The 17,128-nt window shown below is 66.8% G+C and carries 15 protein-coding genes; 10 read left to right on the forward strand and 5 right to left on the reverse strand.

The annotated features are described in order from the left end of the window. Window positions 1–45 precede the first annotated feature (45 nt). The gene (locus ACSQ24_RS17680; RefSeq protein ID WP_436095938.1) at window positions 46–777 is read left to right on the forward strand and encodes a DUF3750 domain-containing protein; all 732 of its coding nucleotides are present in this window, start codon (window positions 46–48) and stop codon (window positions 775–777) included. 115 nt (window positions 778–892) lie between these two features. Here ACSQ24_RS17680 and ACSQ24_RS17685 read toward each other — a convergent pair whose 3' ends face one another. Further along, on the reverse strand, window positions 893–1,690 hold the full coding sequence (locus ACSQ24_RS17685; protein ID WP_436097919.1) for a lytic transglycosylase domain-containing protein: 798 nt from the start codon (window positions 1,688–1,690) through the stop codon (window positions 893–895). A gap of 41 nt (window positions 1,691–1,731) precedes the next feature. Next, window positions 1,732–3,015 (reverse strand): cystathionine gamma-synthase family protein, encoded by a 1,284-nt coding sequence (locus tag ACSQ24_RS17690; protein ID WP_436095939.1) that lies wholly within the window; start codon window positions 3,013–3,015, stop codon window positions 1,732–1,734. A gap of 138 nt (window positions 3,016–3,153) precedes the next feature. Between ACSQ24_RS17690 and ACSQ24_RS17695 the strand changes: the two genes are divergently transcribed. Beyond that, window positions 3,154–3,612 (forward strand): Lrp/AsnC family transcriptional regulator, encoded by a 459-nt coding sequence (locus tag ACSQ24_RS17695; protein WP_436095940.1) that lies wholly within the window; start codon window positions 3,154–3,156, stop codon window positions 3,610–3,612. 147 nt (window positions 3,613–3,759) lie between these two features. Continuing rightward, window positions 3,760–6,192: a penicillin acylase family protein gene (locus ACSQ24_RS17700; protein WP_436095941.1), complete on the forward strand. Its 2,433-nt coding sequence runs from the start codon at window positions 3,760–3,762 to the stop codon at window positions 6,190–6,192. 36 nt (window positions 6,193–6,228) lie between these two features. On the opposite strand, the gene ACSQ24_RS17705 is transcribed toward ACSQ24_RS17700, so the two are convergent. Then, window positions 6,229–7,230, reverse strand: a complete 1,002-nt coding sequence (locus ACSQ24_RS17705; RefSeq protein WP_436095942.1) for an alpha/beta hydrolase — start codon at window positions 7,228–7,230, stop codon at window positions 6,229–6,231. Window positions 7,231–7,312: 82 nt separating this feature from the next. Next, a complete protein-coding gene (locus ACSQ24_RS17710) occupies window positions 7,313–8,410 on the reverse strand; it encodes an alpha/beta hydrolase (RefSeq protein WP_436095943.1) in 1,098 nt (365 codons plus the stop codon). A 134-nt stretch (window positions 8,411–8,544) separates the two neighbouring features. Between ACSQ24_RS17710 and meaB the strand changes: the two genes are divergently transcribed. After that, window positions 8,545–9,519: a methylmalonyl Co-A mutase-associated GTPase MeaB gene (gene meaB / locus ACSQ24_RS17715; RefSeq protein ID WP_436095944.1), complete on the forward strand. Its 975-nt coding sequence runs from the start codon at window positions 8,545–8,547 to the stop codon at window positions 9,517–9,519. Window positions 9,520–9,581: 62 nt separating this feature from the next. Beyond that, window positions 9,582–10,958 (forward strand): TIGR03808 family TAT-translocated repetitive protein, encoded by a 1,377-nt coding sequence (locus ACSQ24_RS17720; RefSeq protein ID WP_436095945.1) that lies wholly within the window; start codon window positions 9,582–9,584, stop codon window positions 10,956–10,958. Window positions 10,959–10,972: 14 nt separating this feature from the next. On the opposite strand, the gene ACSQ24_RS17725 is transcribed toward ACSQ24_RS17720, so the two are convergent. Beyond that, the gene (locus tag ACSQ24_RS17725) at window positions 10,973–11,980 is read right to left on the reverse strand and encodes an asparaginase (RefSeq protein ID WP_436095946.1); all 1,008 of its coding nucleotides are present in this window, start codon (window positions 11,978–11,980) and stop codon (window positions 10,973–10,975) included. A 147-nt stretch (window positions 11,981–12,127) separates the two neighbouring features. Here ACSQ24_RS17725 and ACSQ24_RS17730 point away from each other — a divergent pair, with 147 nt between their 5' ends. The 5 genes from ACSQ24_RS17730 to ACSQ24_RS17750 all read left to right on the forward strand — a co-directional run bounded on the left by ACSQ24_RS17730 (window position 12,128) and on the right by ACSQ24_RS17750 (window position 17,065). Continuing rightward, window positions 12,128–12,952 (forward strand): alpha/beta hydrolase, encoded by an 825-nt coding sequence (locus ACSQ24_RS17730; protein WP_436095947.1) that lies wholly within the window; start codon window positions 12,128–12,130, stop codon window positions 12,950–12,952. A 51-nt stretch (window positions 12,953–13,003) separates the two neighbouring features. Beyond that, the gene (locus ACSQ24_RS17735) at window positions 13,004–13,240 is read left to right on the forward strand and encodes an Lrp/AsnC ligand binding domain-containing protein (protein WP_061964496.1); all 237 of its coding nucleotides are present in this window, start codon (window positions 13,004–13,006) and stop codon (window positions 13,238–13,240) included. 123 nt (window positions 13,241–13,363) lie between these two features. Continuing rightward, window positions 13,364–14,962, forward strand: a complete 1,599-nt coding sequence (locus tag ACSQ24_RS17740; protein ID WP_436095948.1) for an ABC transporter substrate-binding protein — start codon at window positions 13,364–13,366, stop codon at window positions 14,960–14,962. Between the two features lie 196 nt (window positions 14,963–15,158). After that, window positions 15,159–16,136: an ABC transporter permease gene (locus tag ACSQ24_RS17745; RefSeq protein ID WP_436095949.1), complete on the forward strand. Its 978-nt coding sequence runs from the start codon at window positions 15,159–15,161 to the stop codon at window positions 16,134–16,136. After that, complete coding sequence (locus tag ACSQ24_RS17750; protein WP_436095950.1) at window positions 16,133–17,065, forward strand: ABC transporter permease; 933 nt, start codon at window positions 16,133–16,135, stop codon at window positions 17,063–17,065. The genes ACSQ24_RS17745 and ACSQ24_RS17750 overlap by 4 nt, the downstream gene beginning before the upstream one ends. Window positions 17,066–17,128 lie beyond the last annotated feature (63 nt).

Raw genomic sequence — 17,128 nt, forward strand, 5'->3', positions numbered from 1 at the left:
GCGCCTTGTGGCACGGGCGCCGCGCCCATTATTTTCCGTGGAAGCATGATCCGCCGGTTCCTCCTGCTCTTTGCTCTGATCTTCCTGCTGCCGCTCGGCACGCACGCCGCCTGGTGGCAATGGCAGCCGCTCGCGCCCGACTGGGCACGTGCCGACTGGTCGAGCGCCGCGCTCCTGCCCGCCCCCAGCATCGAGCCCGAAGCAACGATCCACATCTTTGCCGCCCGCGTCGGCCGCTGGCGCGGCGTCTTCGCCCATCATTCCTGGGTGGTGGTGAAGGAGAAGAACGCCTCCGCCTACACTCGCTTCGACGTCGTCGGCTGGGGCACCCCGGTGCGCGTGAACGTCCGTGTCGCCGACGGGCGCTGGTATGGCAACGTCCCGGAGGTCGTCGGCGAGATCAGGGGCACCGCGGCCGAGGTGCTGATCCCGCGCATCCGGGAGGCTGTGAAAAGTTACAGCTACAGCACGAATGGCTCCTATGCGGCATGGCCGGGGCCGAACTCGAACAGCTTCGTCCAGCACATCCTCGCCGAAGTCCCTGATCTCGGCCGCGCCTTGCCTCCGACCGCGATCGGCAAGGACTGGCGCGCGGACGGCCTCTATGCCGGCTTCACGCCGAGCCGCACCGGTTTGCAGGCCTCGCTCTACGGGCTTTTCGGCGTCACGCTCGGCTGGGTCGAGGGTGTCGAGGTCAACCTGCTCGGCCTCGTCGCCGGCTTCGACCTGCAGCGGCCGGCGCTGAAGCTGCCGGGCTGGGGGCGGGTGGGACTCTAGCGTCATGCTCGGGCTTGACCCGAGCATCTCAGGCCGAAAGAGGTGCTGATCAGCGCCCTCTCGTCATGAGATTCTCGGGTCTGCGCTTCGCTTCGCCCGAGAATGACGCGCCCCCTCAATTCCGCAGCACCAGACACGCCCCGCCAGCTTGCCGCAGGCGATTGCACGCCAATGTCGCCTCGCGCAGGCTCTGTGCCGGGAGCCTGACACGGTAGAACCGGCCCCTGCCCCGTCCCGGCACGGCCGAGCCCAGGATCATGGTCGGCTTGCCTGATAGCAGTGAGGCGAAGCGCGCGGCGACGCGCTGATAGGAGGCGATGGCGCGCGCCTTCGAAGTATTCCCCGCGAGCTGCACGCCGAACGGCCCATAGGCGCCCTCGACCAGCACGGCCGGCGTGGTGATCCGGATCGAGGCGACCGTGGCCAGGCAATCCGTCTCCTCCCGCGTCGCCGGCGGCGGAAGCTCGCCTGCGCCGAGCCGCCATTCTTCGACGGAGCGGCCGGTGATAAAGCGGACATAGGCCTGCGTTTCGTAAGGCAACGAGCCGCCGCGCTCGACCCAGCGGGCGACGCGGTTCGGCCCGCCATTATAGGCCGCCGCGGCGAGGCCGAGATTGCCGAACTGGTTCTTCAATGCGGCAAGGAAGGCTGCCGAATGCGGGATCGCCGCCTCGGGGTCGAACGGATCGGCAAGGCCGCGCTCATTCGCCGTGCCCGGCATGAACTGGGCGATGCCCTGCGCCCCGGCGGGGCTGACGACATGCGGCCGGAAGCTGCTTTCGCGCCAGATCAGCCGGGTGAGGAAGGCGACCGGCAGATCGTGGGTCTTCGCGGCGCCCTCGATCAATCGGCAGATGGTTTGCGCCACGCTCTCGGTCTGCGGTTCGGCGCGAGCCGGGCCGGCCGAGAGCATGGCGGCGAGCGCCGCCACTACAATGCGGCGCCGCCCTGCCCTCACGCGGCTTCGAGCGCCTGGGCGAGATCGGAGATCAGGTCCTCGATGTTCTCGATGCCGACCGAGATCCGGATCAGCGCATCGGTGAGGCCGATCTCCTCGCGCAATTCGCGCGCGACGCCGGAATGGGTCATCGCGGCGGGATGCGAGACCAGCGTCTCGGTGCCGCCGAGGCTGACCGCAAGCTTCATGATCTGGAGGTTGTCGAGCACGGCGAAAGCTTCCTTCTCGCCGCCCTTGACGTCGAAGGCGAAGGTCGAGCCTGGCGCGCTGCACTGGCGGTCGAACACCGGCTTGCGCGGGTCGCCCTCCTGGAGATTGCCAAGATAGTGCACCTTGGCGATCTTCGGGTGAGCGCCGAGATAGTCGGCAACCTTGCGGCCGTTCTCGTTCGAGCGGCTCATGCGGATATCCAGCGTCTCGAGCGAGCGCATCAACATCCAGCAGGAATTGGGATCGAGCTGCGTGCCGAGCGAGCCACGCCAGGCCTTGACCTGCCGCACCAGCTTCTCCGACCCGCTGATCGAGCCGCCGACGAGATCGCTGTGACCGCCGACATATTTGGTCAGCGACAGCAGGCTGAGGTCGGCCCCGTGCTTCAGCGGCTTCTGGAACATCGGCCCGAGCATGGTGTTGTCGACGACCACTGGCGGGCGATGGCCCTGCGACTTTTCCAGTTCGTCGGCGATCGCGGCGCAGGCGGCGAGATCGACGAGCCCGTTGGTCGGATTGGCCGGCGTCTCGACCAGGATCATGGCGACCCGGCCCTTGGCCGCGGCGGCCTCGGCGACCGCCCGCATCTGCGCGACGTCGATGCCGTCGGTGAAGCCGAAGGGCGTGACGCCGAAGGCGCCCATCTGGTTCTTCAAAAGGGTCTCCGTGCCGCCATAGAGCGGCCGGCTGTGGATGACGGTGTCGCCCGGCCGCAGGAAGGTGAAGCAGGTCGTCGCGATCGCCGCCATGCCGCTGGCGAAGACGGCGCATTTCTCGGCCTCGTCCCAGATCGCCAGGCGATCCTCGAGAATCTCCATGTTCGGATGGTTGAAGCGTGAATAGACCAGACCCGACTTCTCGCCCGGCTTGAGCTGGCGGCGACCGGCCGTCAGGTCGAAGAAATCCTTGCCCTGCTGGGCGTTCTCGAACACGAAGGTCGAGGTCAGGAAGACCGGTGGCTTGAGCGACCCTTCCGACATGGCGGGGGAATAGCCGAAGCCCATCATCAGGGTCTCGGGATGGAGCCGGCGATTGGCAATCCGGTCCTTGTGGTAGTTGTCGTCGCTCATGACTGCCTCCTCGCCGACCAGCACGGCCTTGCGACGCGAGCCTAGGACGATCCTAAGGCCATTGCATGAACGATCATCCGTGCTCTAGAGCAAGATTTTGCAGCTTCCTGCTCGCCTGAGCGCCCTGAGGAGCAGATCATGCTCGATACGATCGACCGCCGCATGCTGACCTTGCTGCAGGAAGATGGCCGCATCACCAATCAGGACCTGTCGGAGAAGGTCGGCCTGTCGCCGACGCCGTGCCTGCGCCGGCTGAAGCGGCTGGAGGAGACCGGCGTCATCAGGGGCTATTCGGCGATCGTCGATCCCAAGGCCTATGGCCTGCCCTTCAGCGTCTTCGTCTCGGTCCGGCTCAGCCAGCAGAACACGGAGCATATCGCCGAGTTCGAGAAGGCGATCGAAAACTGGCCCGAAGTGGCGGAATGCTACCTGATGACCGGCAGCCAGGACTATCTGCTGCGCGTGCTGACCGACGGCATCGAGGGCTATGAGCGCTTCCTGAAGCAGAAGATGACGCGGCTGAAATGCGTCCAGTCGGTCGAATCCAACTTCGCCCTGGCGACGATCAAGAAGCGGGTCGGCCTGCCGCCGCTGTAGTCCGGCTGCCGGCGCAAGGAACGATCCGCTCCACATGTCAGCCCGGCAAGGCTGCCATGTGATGGCTAGCAGTGCCCGCCGATCCGCCTGCTCCTAAGCTCCCCCGGCAAGGCTCACCGCGAAAGGCGAGCCGCACGGAGGAACACCATGAGCAGAGCAGATCGTGCCAGCGGCGCAGCGTCGCTGTTTGCCATTGCCGCCGTCCTCGTTGCCACATCCCCGCCCGCGCAGGCCGAGATGTCGAGCGCCGTCAAACGTTCCGAGCAGGCGGTGGCCGGCCTGCAAGGGCCGGCGGAACTGATCCTCGACCAGTGGGGCGTCGCGCATATCTACGCCGCCTCGACCCGGGACGCCCTGTTCCTGCAAGGTTATAACGCCGCGCGCGACCGGCTCTGGCAGATCGATCTCTGGCGCAAGCGTGGGCTCGGGCTGCTCGCGAGGGATTTCGGCCCGTCCTATGTCGCGCAGGATCGCGCCGCGCGGCTCTTCCTCTATCGCGGCGAGATGGACAAGGAATGGGCGGCCTATGGCCCCGACGCCAAGGCCTACACCGACGCCTTCGTCGCCGGCATCAATGCCCGCGTCGATGAGGTGCGCGCCGGCAAGCAGCCGCTGCCGCTCGATTTCCGTGTCTCCGGAACCTTGCCGGATCGCTGGAGCGCCGAGGACGTGGTGCGCATCCGCAGCCACGGCCTGACCCGCAATGTGATGTCAGAGGTCGTACGTGCCCGCGTCGCCTGCGCCGCCGGCGTCGAGGCCGATCGTTTCCGGCGCGTGCTGGAACCAAAAGTGGCCCCCAAGGTGCCCGACGGGCTCGATCCCTGCGCGATCAAGCCCGACATCCTCGACGACTACAATCTCGCAACGCGCGACGTCACCTTCGCCGCTCCCGGCGAGAAGCGCGCCGCGCTCGACCGCGATGCCATCTTCGCCGCCGCCGGCGACAGCATCTCCACCATCGGCTCGAACAACTGGACAATCGCCGCGAACCGCACGGCGACCGGCCGGCCGATCCTGGCCAACGACCCGCATCGCGCCCATGGCGTGCCGTCGTTGCGCTATGTCGTGCATCTCAATGCGCCGGGCCTCTCGGTGATCGGCGGCGGCGAGCCTGCCTTGCCCGGCATCTCGATCGGCCATAATGGCGAGATCGCCTTCGGGCTGACGATCTTCGCGATCGATCAGGAAGATCTCTACGTCTACGAGACCAACCCGGCCAATCCGAACCAGTATCGCTATGGCAGCGGCTGGGAGGAGATGCGGAGCGTCAACGACGCCATCGAGGTCAAGGGCGAGGCGCCGCGCCAGGTCGAGCTCAAATTCACCCGCCACGGCCCGATCATGAAGGCCGAGCCCGACGAGAAGCGCGCCTTCGCCATTCGCACGGTCTGGTTCGAGCCGGGCACGTCGGCCTATTTCAACTCGGCCGAATACATGACGGCGAAAGACTGGCCTGGTTTCAAGAAGGCGATGGCGGAATGGGGCGCGCCCTCCGAAAACCAGGTCTATGCCGACAACAAGGGCAATATCGGCTGGATCGTCGGCGGGCGGGCGCCGCAGCGGCCGAACCATGACGGCCTGATGCCGGTGCCCGGCGATGGCCGCTATGAATGGACCGGCTTCCTCAAGGCTGGCGAGCTGCCGGAGGTCTACAACCCGACCGAGGGCTTCTTTGCCACCGCCAACGAGATGAACATCCCGAAGGATCATCCGCTGCTCGCCAAGCGCATCGGCTTCGAATGGTCCGACCCCTCGCGCATCAACCGGATCAAGGCCGTGCTGGGGACGAAGAACAAGGTGACGCTGGCCGATGCGATGGCTCTGCAGAACGACGACAGCTCGGACAATGCCCGCAAGCTCGCCGCGCTGCTCGCGCCGCTGTCGTCGGACGATCCGGTCACTGCCGAAGGCCTCAAGCTGATCAAGGGCTGGAACCATGAAACTGCGGTCGACAGCGCGGCCGCCGCACTGTCCGAGATCTGGATGAGCAAGCATCTCGGCCGCGCGCTGACGGCCAAGGCCGTGCCGGAAAAGGCGCGCGGCGTGATCGGGCCGCTCGATGTGGCTGCGGTCGTCGCCTATCTGCAGGCGCCCGACAGCGCTCTCGGCGCCGATCCGAAGACGGCGCGCGACGCCTTGTTGCTCGAGACGCTGAAAGCCGCGATGGATGAGCTACGCCAGGCACTCGGCCCGGACGTCGCGAACTGGAACTGGGGCAAGATCCACCACGCCCAGTTCGACCACGCACTCTCACCTCTCGCCGGCGGCCCCGACCGCGCGCAGCTCAATGTCGGCCGGCTGGCCATGGGTGGCTCGGCCTTCAGCCCGCGTGCGGCCTCCTACCGGATCTCCGACTTCAAGGTGATCGCGGGCGCCTCGTTCCGCATGGTGCTGGACGTGGGCAAGTGGGACGAGAGCCGCTTCGTCAATACGCCCGGCCAGTCCGGAGACGCCTACAGCCCGCATTATCGCGATCTTGCGCCGCTCTGGGCGGCTGGTGACTACGCACCGCTGCTCTATTCGCGGGAAGCGATCGAGAAGGCGGCGCGTTCCGTCATCGTGCTCAAGCCTGCTGGCTGAACCGAAATAGCTGGCCCGGGAGCTCCGGCCTCCGGATCAGGATTGCGAGCGGTCGATCGCTCGGCGCACGACCTGCGTCACTTCGCTGTTCGACAGGAAGAGGTCGTGGCGCAGCAGGCTCCAGCCGCGGCCGGCGGTATCGGCGACGCGCACGCCGAGCTGCTCCAGCCGCTCGCGGTCAGCCGCGCCGGCGCGCGCGACGCCGCCGGCGATGCGTGAGGAGACCGCGAGCGCCTTGTCGCCGGGATCGATGATCACGGTCATCCGCCGAGCAATCGAGCCGAGCCGCGGCACGGTCTGCTCGAAGGCGTCGATGTCGACATCAGGCGAAGCCATGACGACGGCGCCGATCCGATCCGACAACCCTTCGAAATCGCGCAGCTCGCGCAGGCCTTCCAGCACGAGAAAGCTGCCCATCGAATGCGCGACGATGTTGATCCGCCCGATCGTCGGGTTGGCGACCAGCGCCTTCAGGGTCTGGACGAAACCATCACGCGACCAGAGCGCGCTCTCCCGGTCATAGGCATAGGCGAGCAGCCCGCCGCCGGACGGCCAGGTGAAGAGCGCAGTGCGTCCCTCGAAGGCGAGCGCATGCGAGAGCTGGCCGGCGCTGCGCGCGGCCGTTTCGAAGGTCTCGTTGAAACCGTGGACATAGAGCAGCACGTCGCGGCCGGTCGCGGAATCGGCGAAGGCCCGGGCGGCATCGGTCGCGCTGCGCCGGGTCACGCCGAGCACGGCCCAATCGCCACTGACGACGGAACTCACCTGCGCGGCGACACCGCGGCCCGGCGCCGACAACCTGACCTCGGCGAAGGTCAGCCCGCTGCCGCGATCCGAGCCGAAATAAGGCGCGCGATCACCCATCGGCTTGCGCGTCGTCGCGACGAGCAGCTGCGGCTCCTTGCCGAAGCTGGATGAATCCGCCGGTCCAACGAAGGGCGAGATCGACGCCTCGCTCTGAGCGCAGCCAGCCAGCCCCAGCCCAAGGAAGGCGACGAAGGAGCGGCGTGAAACGGCGTGTCGCGAAGGCGAGGTCACTGGCTAGGTCCAAGAATGGGGGGCGCGAACCTTCTGGCCGCAGAACCCTTAAAGCCAGACCAACGCGGCCAGAATGGGGCAGCTATTTCTCGCGGGCGACGAAAGAAGGGGAGGCTTTGGAGTCGAGGCCGAGCATGCCGCCGCCCGTTCCGCCGCCGAGCCCATCCGCGCCGAGCCGCTTTCCGATCATCTCGACAATGCGCGGCGTGGTCGCGAATTTGCCGTGGTTGTAGTCGTCGTTGGCGCGATCGCCCGACAGATCGATGATCGTCGCCCCGGCCTTGCGCAGATCGGCGACGACCTCCGTATCCTTGTCGGAGATCGCGCCCAACCTGGTCTTGTCGCCGGCGAACTGGCGCGAGAAATCGAGCGCGCGATCATCCGAGGAGACGAAGACGGTGACCGGCCGCTTGATCGCGGCGAGTTGGGTCTTGAAGACGTCGAGGTCGATGTCGGGCGCGGCCAGCATGACATTGCGCAGTTTGCCGCCGAAGCTGCCATCGCCGCGGATCGCCGCCTGCCGCAGCGTCTCGACTGTCAGCAGCGTTCCCATCGAATGCGCCAGGATATCGAAGCGATTGGCGCCGAGATCGCGGGCGATCACGCGCAGGCCGGTTTCGAGCGCATCACGCGAAAAATCGGCGCTGTCGCGATCATAGGGGTAGGACAGTATTTGGGCGCGCGACGGCCAGGTGAACAGCACCGGCACACCCTTGAAGCCGGAATCGGTGACGATCTGGGCGAAGCGGAAGGCGGCATCGGCGAAATTGGTGTTGAAGCCGTGGACGAAGACGAGCACCTCGCGCTCGACCGGCGGGCGCCGAGCGACTTCTGCTCGTACCTGCTTCAGGATCTCGGCTTCCGACAGGCGCTCGACGGCGCTCGCGGTGAAATGGCTGGCAGGATCGCCTGGGCTGCTGACACTGCCCGGCAATTCGAGCTGGCCGACCTGGTGACTGCGCGGCACGCTGATGTCGAGCCGGGCGAAGCCGACCGCCGAACTGCGCTCGCCGCTGAAATATTCGGGTTGCTTGGTCGAGGCGCGCGAGGTCGCGACGAATATGCGGACCGTGCCGGCGGTATCCTCTGGCTTCACGGCTGAAACGACCAATACGCGCGGCGGGCCGCCGCAGGCGGCGAGCACAAGCGACAACAGCGAGACGAGAACAAAAGACCGCAAGCCGGACACGAGACACGCTCTCCCAACCGACGAAACTCGTCTCACCCTCCCCGTCGCTTGGCAAGAGCCGGGATGACACTGCTGTCTCCAAAAGCCTCGCTTCCGCTGCAGGCACTCTCTTGCTACCAGCGGGTATGGTCGACCTCACAGCGCTCGGCGATGCGATTCTCAAGGGCGAGCGCGCAGCGCTGGCACGGGCGATCACGCTCGCTGAAAGCCGGCGCACCGACCATCGCGAACAGGCGCAGGCCCTGCTCTCCCGCCTCTTACCGCATACTGGCAAGGCCGTCCGTGTCGGCATCACCGGCGTGCCGGGGGTCGGAAAATCGACGACGATCGACGCGCTCGGCAGCTATCTCACCGGCCAAGGGCACAAGGTGGCCGTGCTCGCGGTCGACCCGTCCTCGACCCGCAGCGGCGGCTCCATCCTCGGCGACAAGACACGGATGGCGCGGCTCGCCGTCGACCCGAACGCCTATATCCGGCCCTCGCCCTCCTCCGGCACGTTAGGGGGCGTCGCGGCCAAGACGCGCGAGACCATGCTGCTCTGCGAAGCCGCGGGTTTCGACGTCATCCTGGTCGAGACCGTCGGCGTCGGCCAATCGGAGACGGCGGTTGCCGATCTCACCGACTTCTTCCTGGTGCTGATGCTGCCCAATGCCGGCGACGAACTGCAGGGCATCAAGAAGGGCATCATCGAGCTCGCCGACATGCTCGCGGTCAATAAGGCCGATGGCGAGGGCGCGACCGCAGCGCGCGCCGCCGCAGCCCAGTACAAGGCGGCGCTGCATATCCTTGCGCCCACCTCGACGCTCTGGTCGACGCCGGTCGTCACCATCTCCGGCCTGACCGGCGCCGGCCTCGACGCGCTCTGGGCCAGGATCGAGGACCACCGCGCCCGCTTCGAGGCGAAGGGCCTGATCGCCGAGAAGCGCCGGCGGCAGGACGTCAAATGGATCTGGGCGATGGTGCAGGACCGGCTTCAGGCCAAGCTCAGGCACGACCCGGCCCTGAAGGCGCGCACGCCGAAGCTGGAAGCGGCCGTCGCCGCCGGCGAGATGGCGCCGACCGCAGCCGCCGACGAGATCGCACGGGCGCTCGGCCTGTAACCAGGCAGCGGGCCGGCTGCCGGCATGCCTCTTGAAGCTTCGCGGTCATGATGGAAGCTTCGATGACGCTTTCGCGCCGCGACTGGCTGCGCACGGCCCTTTTCGGCACGGTTGCGGCCTCGGCCGGTCCCGCCCTGGCACAGACGCCGCGCGCCGGCACATCGGCGCCGCTTGGCACGCTCGGGCTCGAGGCGGCGCAATTCGGCCTGCGTCCCGGTTCCGTCGATGACCAATCACGCATTCTCCAGAATGCCCTGGTCGAAGCGGTCAAGCGCGATGCCCCGCTCATCGTCGCGCCCGGCCGCTACCGCATTGCCAACGTCGTCCTGCCCGAGAATGCCCGCCTGATCGGCGTGCCCAGCGCGACGCAATTCATCGCCGCACAGGCCGGGCCGCTGCTGGTGGCGCGGCGCATCAAACGCACTGCGATCTCCGGAATCGTGCTCGACGGGCTCGACATCAAACTCGGCCAGCGCGGCGGCCTGCTCAATGTCGAGGAGGTACTCGACCTCGCCCTGTCGGATTGCGAATTCGCCAATGCCGGCTCGGTCGGGCTGACGCTCAGCCGGACCGCCGGCCGCATTGAGCGCAACCGCTTCCGCTCGATGCGGGATTCGGCGCTGTTCTCGGTCGATTCGCGTGGACTCTCGATCGAGGCCAACACGGTCGAGGATTGCGGCAACAACGGCATCCAGCTCTGGCGCAGCCAGGCAGGGGATGAGCAGAGCCTCATCCGGGGAAACCGCCTCAACCGCATCCGCAGCGATGCCGGCGGCGACGGGCCGAACGGCAATGGCATCAGCCTGTTCCGTGCCGGTGGCGTGGTGATCGAAGGCAATACGCTGCGCGACTGCGCGCTGACCTTCATCCGCAACAATTCCGGCTCCGGCGTGCAGATTCTCGGCAACCAGGGCCGGCGCTGCGGCGAGACCGGCCTCTATTCGGAATTCGCCTTCGAAGGCGCGATCATAGCCAACAATCTGGTCGAGGATTGCGCTCAGGGCGCCAACATCACCAATCTCGACCATGGCGGGCGGCTCTCGGTCTTCGCCAATAACATCATCCGCAATGCGCAAAGGGGACTGGCGCCGAAGGGCAAGGAGCTCGTCGGCGGCCTGGGCGTGCATGTCGAGGCGGAGGCGGCGGTCACCGGCAACGTCATCGAGAACGCCAGCGAGATCGGCATCTCGCTCGGCTGGTCCTGGGCGATGCGCAATATTGTTGCCACCGGCAACGTGGTCCGGCGCACCGGGATCGGGATTTCGGTCTCCCTCGTCCCGAAGGAGCGGAACGCGCTGATCGCCAACAATGTGATCAGCGAGGCCAGGCTCGGCGCGGTGGTCGGCACCGAATTCGGCAAGGTGGTGACCGGCGACCTGACCAAGGGCGAAGACAAGCGCGCCGCCGGCATCCGCGTCGAGAACAACGCGGTTGGCTGAAGGCCCGAACTACTTCAGGCGCGCAACGCCTCCGCCGCGCGGACGCGGCCGACCTCGATGCCGTTCCAGTTCTTCATGACCGTCTCGCGAAAGGGCGCGAAGGCCTCCTCGTCACCGCCCTGGCGCGGCAGGAATCGCTCGACCAAAGCGGCCATGGCGATCTCGGTGGCGCGGCCGGCGCCATCATCGCATTTCAGCGCGATGCCATAGCCGAGCTCCGGCAAGGTGCCGCAATAGACGCCCTCCGCTCCGGTCTTGATGAAGGCGCGGGCGCCGAAGACCTCCATGAAGCGGGTGTCGAAGCGGCCTGTGCCGGCAACCATGAACGGGTTGACGGCAACCGCCTCGCGGATGCGCCGCGCCGCCTCGGCGCGCTTGGGCCCGAGGCCATTGCCGGTGCCGAAGCGGGCGAAGCCGAGTGCCAGCGCTTTCAGCGGCACCGCATAGGTCGGGATCGAGCAGCCATCGGTACCGGAGAGCTCGGCCTTGTGCGGAGCGCCCGTCACCTCTTCCAGCGCGGCGCGCACCGCCTGCTGCACCGGGTGGTTGGCTTTCACATAGCCGGCCGGGTCCTCGTCGATGCCGCAGGACAGGCAGACGAAGCCGGCATGCTTGCCCGAGCAGTTGTTGTTGAGCGCGGTGGGCTCGCGCCCTGCCCTGGCGAGCGCGCGCGTCGCCGCATCGCCCATCGGCCAATGCGCGCCGCATTCGAGACAGCCCGCATCGCGGCCGGCCTTCCTGAGCATGGCGAGCGAGGTTTCGGCATGGAGCTCCTCGCCGGAATGCGAGGCGACCGCGAGCGCGATCTCAGCCGGCGTGAGGCCATAGCGGTCGGCGGCGCCGCTTTCGAGCAGCGGCAGGGCCTGGAGCGCCTTGACCGCCGAGCGCGGGAAGACCGGGCGCTCGACATCGCCGAACGAGAGCACCACGGCCCCGTCAGCATCGACGACGATCACCGAGCCGCGATGGCGCGATTCGACCGTGCTGCCACGGGTGACTTCGGCGAGAACGGGGTTGTCCATGGGCGGCTCCGGCGCAATCGAGGCTGCGTCTTGTCGCGTTTGCCGCGGCCCCTGTCAAAAGACCTCGACCGGCCGGGTGCGCATGGCGCAAACTGCTCCCGAACCGAGCCGGTGGCGACAGCCGGGGCGCAGCAAGATCAGGATCCGATGTCTGACGACTACGAGACCGAATACAACAACCGCGCCCGCGTGCCGGAGCATCCCGGCATCATCGCCGGCTGGGCGCGCGATGCAGCGGCCTATCGCGAGGTCGCCGTCAGCGAGCTCGGCGTCCGCTATGGCGAGGGCCCGCGCCAGACATATGACCTGTTCAAGCCGGAAGACGTGAAGAGCAAGGCGATCGTGCTCTTCATCCATGGCGGCTACTGGCAGGCACTCGATCCGAGCTTCTTCTCGCATATGGCGCGCGGACTGAACCAGCGCGGCGTCCCCGTCGCCGTCGCCGGCTACGACCTCTGCCCGCAGGTCGAGGTCGGCCATATCGTCTGGGAGCTGCAGCAGGCTGCCGCGACGATCTGGCTGCGCTACAATCTGCCCGTGGTAGCGGCCGGGCATTCGGCCGGCGGCCAGCTCTCCGCCTGCCTGCTGGCGACGGGCTGGAAGAATGTCGATCCGGAGCTTCCCGACCAGATCGTGCCGGCCGCCTACGGCATCTCCGGCCTCTACAATCTGAAGCCGCTGACCGAGACCAGCATCAACAAAGCGCTCGGCCTTTCGCATGAAGGCGCCGAGCGCGAGAGCCCGCTGTTCTGGCCGGCGCCCTCCGGACTCGTCATGGATGCGGTCGTCGGCGGGGCTGAGAGCACCGAGTACCTGAAACAGAGCCGTAGGCTCACCGACGTCTGGGGCCTGGAGGGCGTGCGGACACGCTATGAGGAGATCGACGGAGCGAACCATTTCACCGTGCTCGACACGCTTCCCGATCCCGAGAGCGCCATGACACGCCGCATCGCCGAACTCGCTGGCGCTTGACCAGCCCGCAGCAGGCTCTATCCAGAAGCGACAGGGATTCCGGAGCGCGCGATGCAGACCTTCTTCGTCGAGATCAAATGCAGGCTCGGGAAGACCTATGAGGTCGCCAGCGAACTCGCCGATCGCGAGATCGCCTCGGAGATCTACTCGACCGCGGGCAATTACGACATCCTGGCAAAGTTCCACGTCGCGGCCGATGTCGATATCGGCCATTTCGTCGCCCAGAAGGTGCAGTCGATCCCCGAGATCGCCGACACCCACACAATCATCACCTTCAAGGCGTTCTGAGCGCGCTGGATCAGTCGCTCGGCTTTGGACAACCGTAAACTGTAGAAGAAAATTCTCTCGCGCCCGCTGGCGGAGGAGCCCCCGCTTGCCCTAAATAGCGCCAGAACTCGGGAGGTTCATCAGATGACGACGATCACCAAATCCATCGCCGCCGCCAAAGCGGCCGCGCTGGCCGCTCCGCTTGTCCTGCTCGCCGGCGCTGCCGGCGCGCAGGAACTCAAGATCGGCCTGTCGGCCGAGCTCAGCTCGCTCGACCCGCACTACCACAACCTCACCCCCAACAACATGCTGGCGCGGCACATCTATGAGCCGCTGGTCGGACAGGATGAGAAGCAGGCGCTGAAGCCGCTGCTCGCCGAGAGCTGGAAGGCGATCGACGACACGACCTGGGAATTCAAGCTGCGCAAGAACGTCAAGTTCCATGACGGCACGCCGTTCACGGCGGACGACGTGATCGCCACCATGCAGCGCGCGCCGAACGTGCCCAAGAGCCCGTCGAGCTTCTCCGCTTATGTCCGCGGCAAGGAATTCACCAAGGTCGACGACTTCACCGTCCGCGTGAAGACCGCGGCGCCGGCGCCGCTGGTGCCGACCGATCTTTCGACCTTCGGCATCATCCCGGCCAAGTGCAAGGACACCACCACCGAGGACTTCAACCTCGGCAAGTGCACCACCGGCGGGACCGGCGCCTACAAGCAGGCCGAATACGTCGCCGGCGATCGCGTCGTGCTGGCCCCGAACGAGAGCTACTGGGGCGGCAAGGAGCCTTGGTCGAAGGTCACCTTCCGGATGATCACCTCGGCCCCGACCCGCGTCGCGGCGCTGCTCGCCGGCGATCTCGACGTGATCGAGAACGTGCCGACCTCAGACGTCGCCCGCCTCAAGGGCGATGCCAAGCTCAGCGTTGCGAGCACGGTCTCGAACCGGGTGATCTATTTCCACATGGATCACTTCCGCGAGGTCTCGCCCTTCATCAAGGGTAAGGACGGCTCCGAGATCAAGAACCCGCTGCGCAACCTCAAGGTCCGCCAGGCGCTGTCGATGGCGATCAATCGCCCGGGAATCGTCGATCGCATCATGGAGAAGGAGGCGATCCCCGCCGGCCAGCTCCTGCCCGACGGCTTCTTCGGCACCTCCAAGAAGCTGAAGCCAACCGCCTTCGACCTGAACGGCGCCAAAAAGCTGCTCGCCGAGGCGGGCTATCCGAACGGCTTCAAGATGAAGCTGCACGGGCCGACCAACCGCTATCTCAACGACACCAAGATCATCGAGGCTGTCGCGCAGATGTTCTCGCGCCTCGGCATCGAGACCGAGGTCGAGACGCTGCCGTCGGCGAACTTCTTCACCCGCGCCTCGCAGGGCGGCCAGGGCAATGTGCCCGAGTTCTCCTTCATCCTGGTCGGCTGGGGCGCCGGCACCGGCGAATCCTCGGACTCGCTGAAGGCGCTGCTCGCCACCTTCAATCCCGCCAAGGGCATGGGCGCGACCAATCGCGGTCGCTACTCCAACCCGACCTTCGACGCCAAGGTCGATGAGGCGCTGCGCACCGTCGACGACGTCAAGCGCGACGCCGCTCTGGCCGAGGCGATGGAGATCAGCATGAACGATGTCGGGCTGATCCCGACGCACTACCAGCTGAACACCTGGGCCTCGCGCAAGGGCGTCAAGGTGCTGGCCCGTACCGACGAGTACACGCTGGCGACCGGCATCCGGAAGGACTGAGCCGGACCGGCTGAACGCGCCGCCGATGGCGAGCCGGGCCAGCGCCCGGCCCGCTTAGCGGAAACACCCCCGGAGCCGTTCCACGCGCGCCGCCCTCCCGGCATCAGGCCGGTACCGGCCGCGCGGAACGGCTCTATCTTTAACTTGCTCCAGCTTTAATCTGGAGCCGGATTGAACGATCCGGAAGGCCCGGACCATGCTGGCATTCGTCCTGCGCCGCCTCGCGCAAGCCCTCTTCGTCATCGCTGCGATGCTCGTGATCGTCTTCTTCGGCGTCAACGTCGTCGGCGACCCTATCTACATGCTGATCTCGCCCGAGATGGACCAGCAGCAGATCGCCGAGACCGCCCGCGCGCTCGGGCTCGACCGGCCGATCTGGGAGCAGTTCCTGGTCTTCCTGAAGAATGCGGCCCAGGGTGATCTCGGCCGCTCCTTCGTCCATGGCGAATCCGCCATCAAGCTGATCCTGCACCGGATGCCGGCGACGCTGGAGCTCGCCTTCGTCGCATTGGTGCTCGCGATCGTGATCGGCCTGCCGCTCGGGCTCTATGCCGGCCTGAAGCCGGAAAGCCGGCTCTCGCGCTTCATCATGGCGGTCTCGATCCTCGGCTTCTCGCTGCCGACCTTCTGGGTCGGGCTGATGCTGATCCTGACCTTCGCGGTCGGCCTCGGCTGGCTGCCGGCGACCGGACGCGGACCGACTGTCTCGATCTTCGGCCTGGAGACCTCGCTGCTGTCGCTGAAGGGCTGGCAGCATGTCGCCCTGCCGGCGCTCAACCTGGCACTGCTCAAGATCTCGCTGGTGATCCGCCTGGCGCGAGCCGGCGCGCGTGAGGCGGCGTTGATGGACTATGTCAAATTCGCCCGGGCCAAGGGCCTGTCGCAGAGCCGGATCATCGGCGTCCATATCCTCAAGAACATCATGATCCCGATCGTCACCGTGCTCGGGCTCGAGTTCGGCTCGCTCGTCGCCTTCTCGGTGGTGACCGAGACGATCTTCGCCTGGCCCGGCATGGGCCGCCTGCTGCTCGAGGCGATCACAAGGCTCGATCGGCCGGTGATCGTCGCCTATGTCATGGTCGTCGTCGTGCTGTTCGTCACCATCAACCTCCTGGTCGACCTGATCTATTCGGCGCTCGACCCACGCATACGCCTGACGGAGGCGACATCATGAGCGAAGCCGCCCTGCCCGCCGCTGCCGCGGCCACGCCGCCGGCCGCCACCGCCAAGGAAGAGACGCCATTCCGGCGCTTCATCCGATCCTTCATCGAGGATCGGCTGGCGCTGTTCGGGCTCGCCCTCTTCATCCTGATCGTGCTGCTCGCCCTGGCCGCGCCGCTGATCGCGCCGCAGAATCCCTACGATCTCGCCAGCGTCGACGTGATGGATTCGCGCCAGCCGCCCGGCGCAGCCTCCGGCGAGGGCTTCACGATGTGGCTCGGCTCGGACGGCGTCGGCCGCGACCTGCTCTCGGGCATCCTCTACGGCCTGCGGATATCGCTGATGGTCGGCGCCTTCTCCGGCATCCTGGCGGCGACGCTCGGCTCGGCGATCGGCCTGATCGCGGCCTATGTCGGCGGGCGCACCGAGAACGCGATCATGCGTCTCGTCGACCTGCAGCTCTCGCTGCCTTCGGTGCTGGTCGCCCTGATCCTGGTGGCGGGCCTGGGCAAGGGCGTCGACAAGATCATCATCGCCCTGGTGATGGTGCAGTGGGCCTACTACGCCCGCACCGTGCGCGGCTCGGCCCTGGTCGAGCGGCGCAAAGAATATGTCGAGGCGGCGCAGTCGCTCGGACTCTCCCACGCCCGCACCGTCTTCCGGCACATCCTGCCGAATTGCCTGGCCCCGGTGATCGTCATCGTCACCGTGCAGACCGCTCATGCGATCTCGCTGGAGGCGACGCTCTCCTTCCTCGGCGTCGGCCTGCCGCAGACCGAGCCCTCGCTCGGCGTGCTGATCGCCAACGGCTTCCAGTACATGCTCTCGGGCAGCTACTGGATCTCGGTCTTCCCCGGCTTCGCACTGCTGATGACGATCGTCTCGATCAACCTGGTCGGCGACCGCCTGCGCGACGTGCTCAACCCGCGCCTGGAGAAGTGAGGATGGCGCTAACCATCGCGAACGCGGGAACCGCAACAGAAAGCCCTCTCCCCTTGTGGGGGA

It is taken from the genome of Allobosea sp. LjRoot237 (genome assembly GCF_964253285.1).
Taxonomy (GTDB): domain Bacteria; phylum Pseudomonadota; class Alphaproteobacteria; order Rhizobiales; family Beijerinckiaceae; genus Allobosea.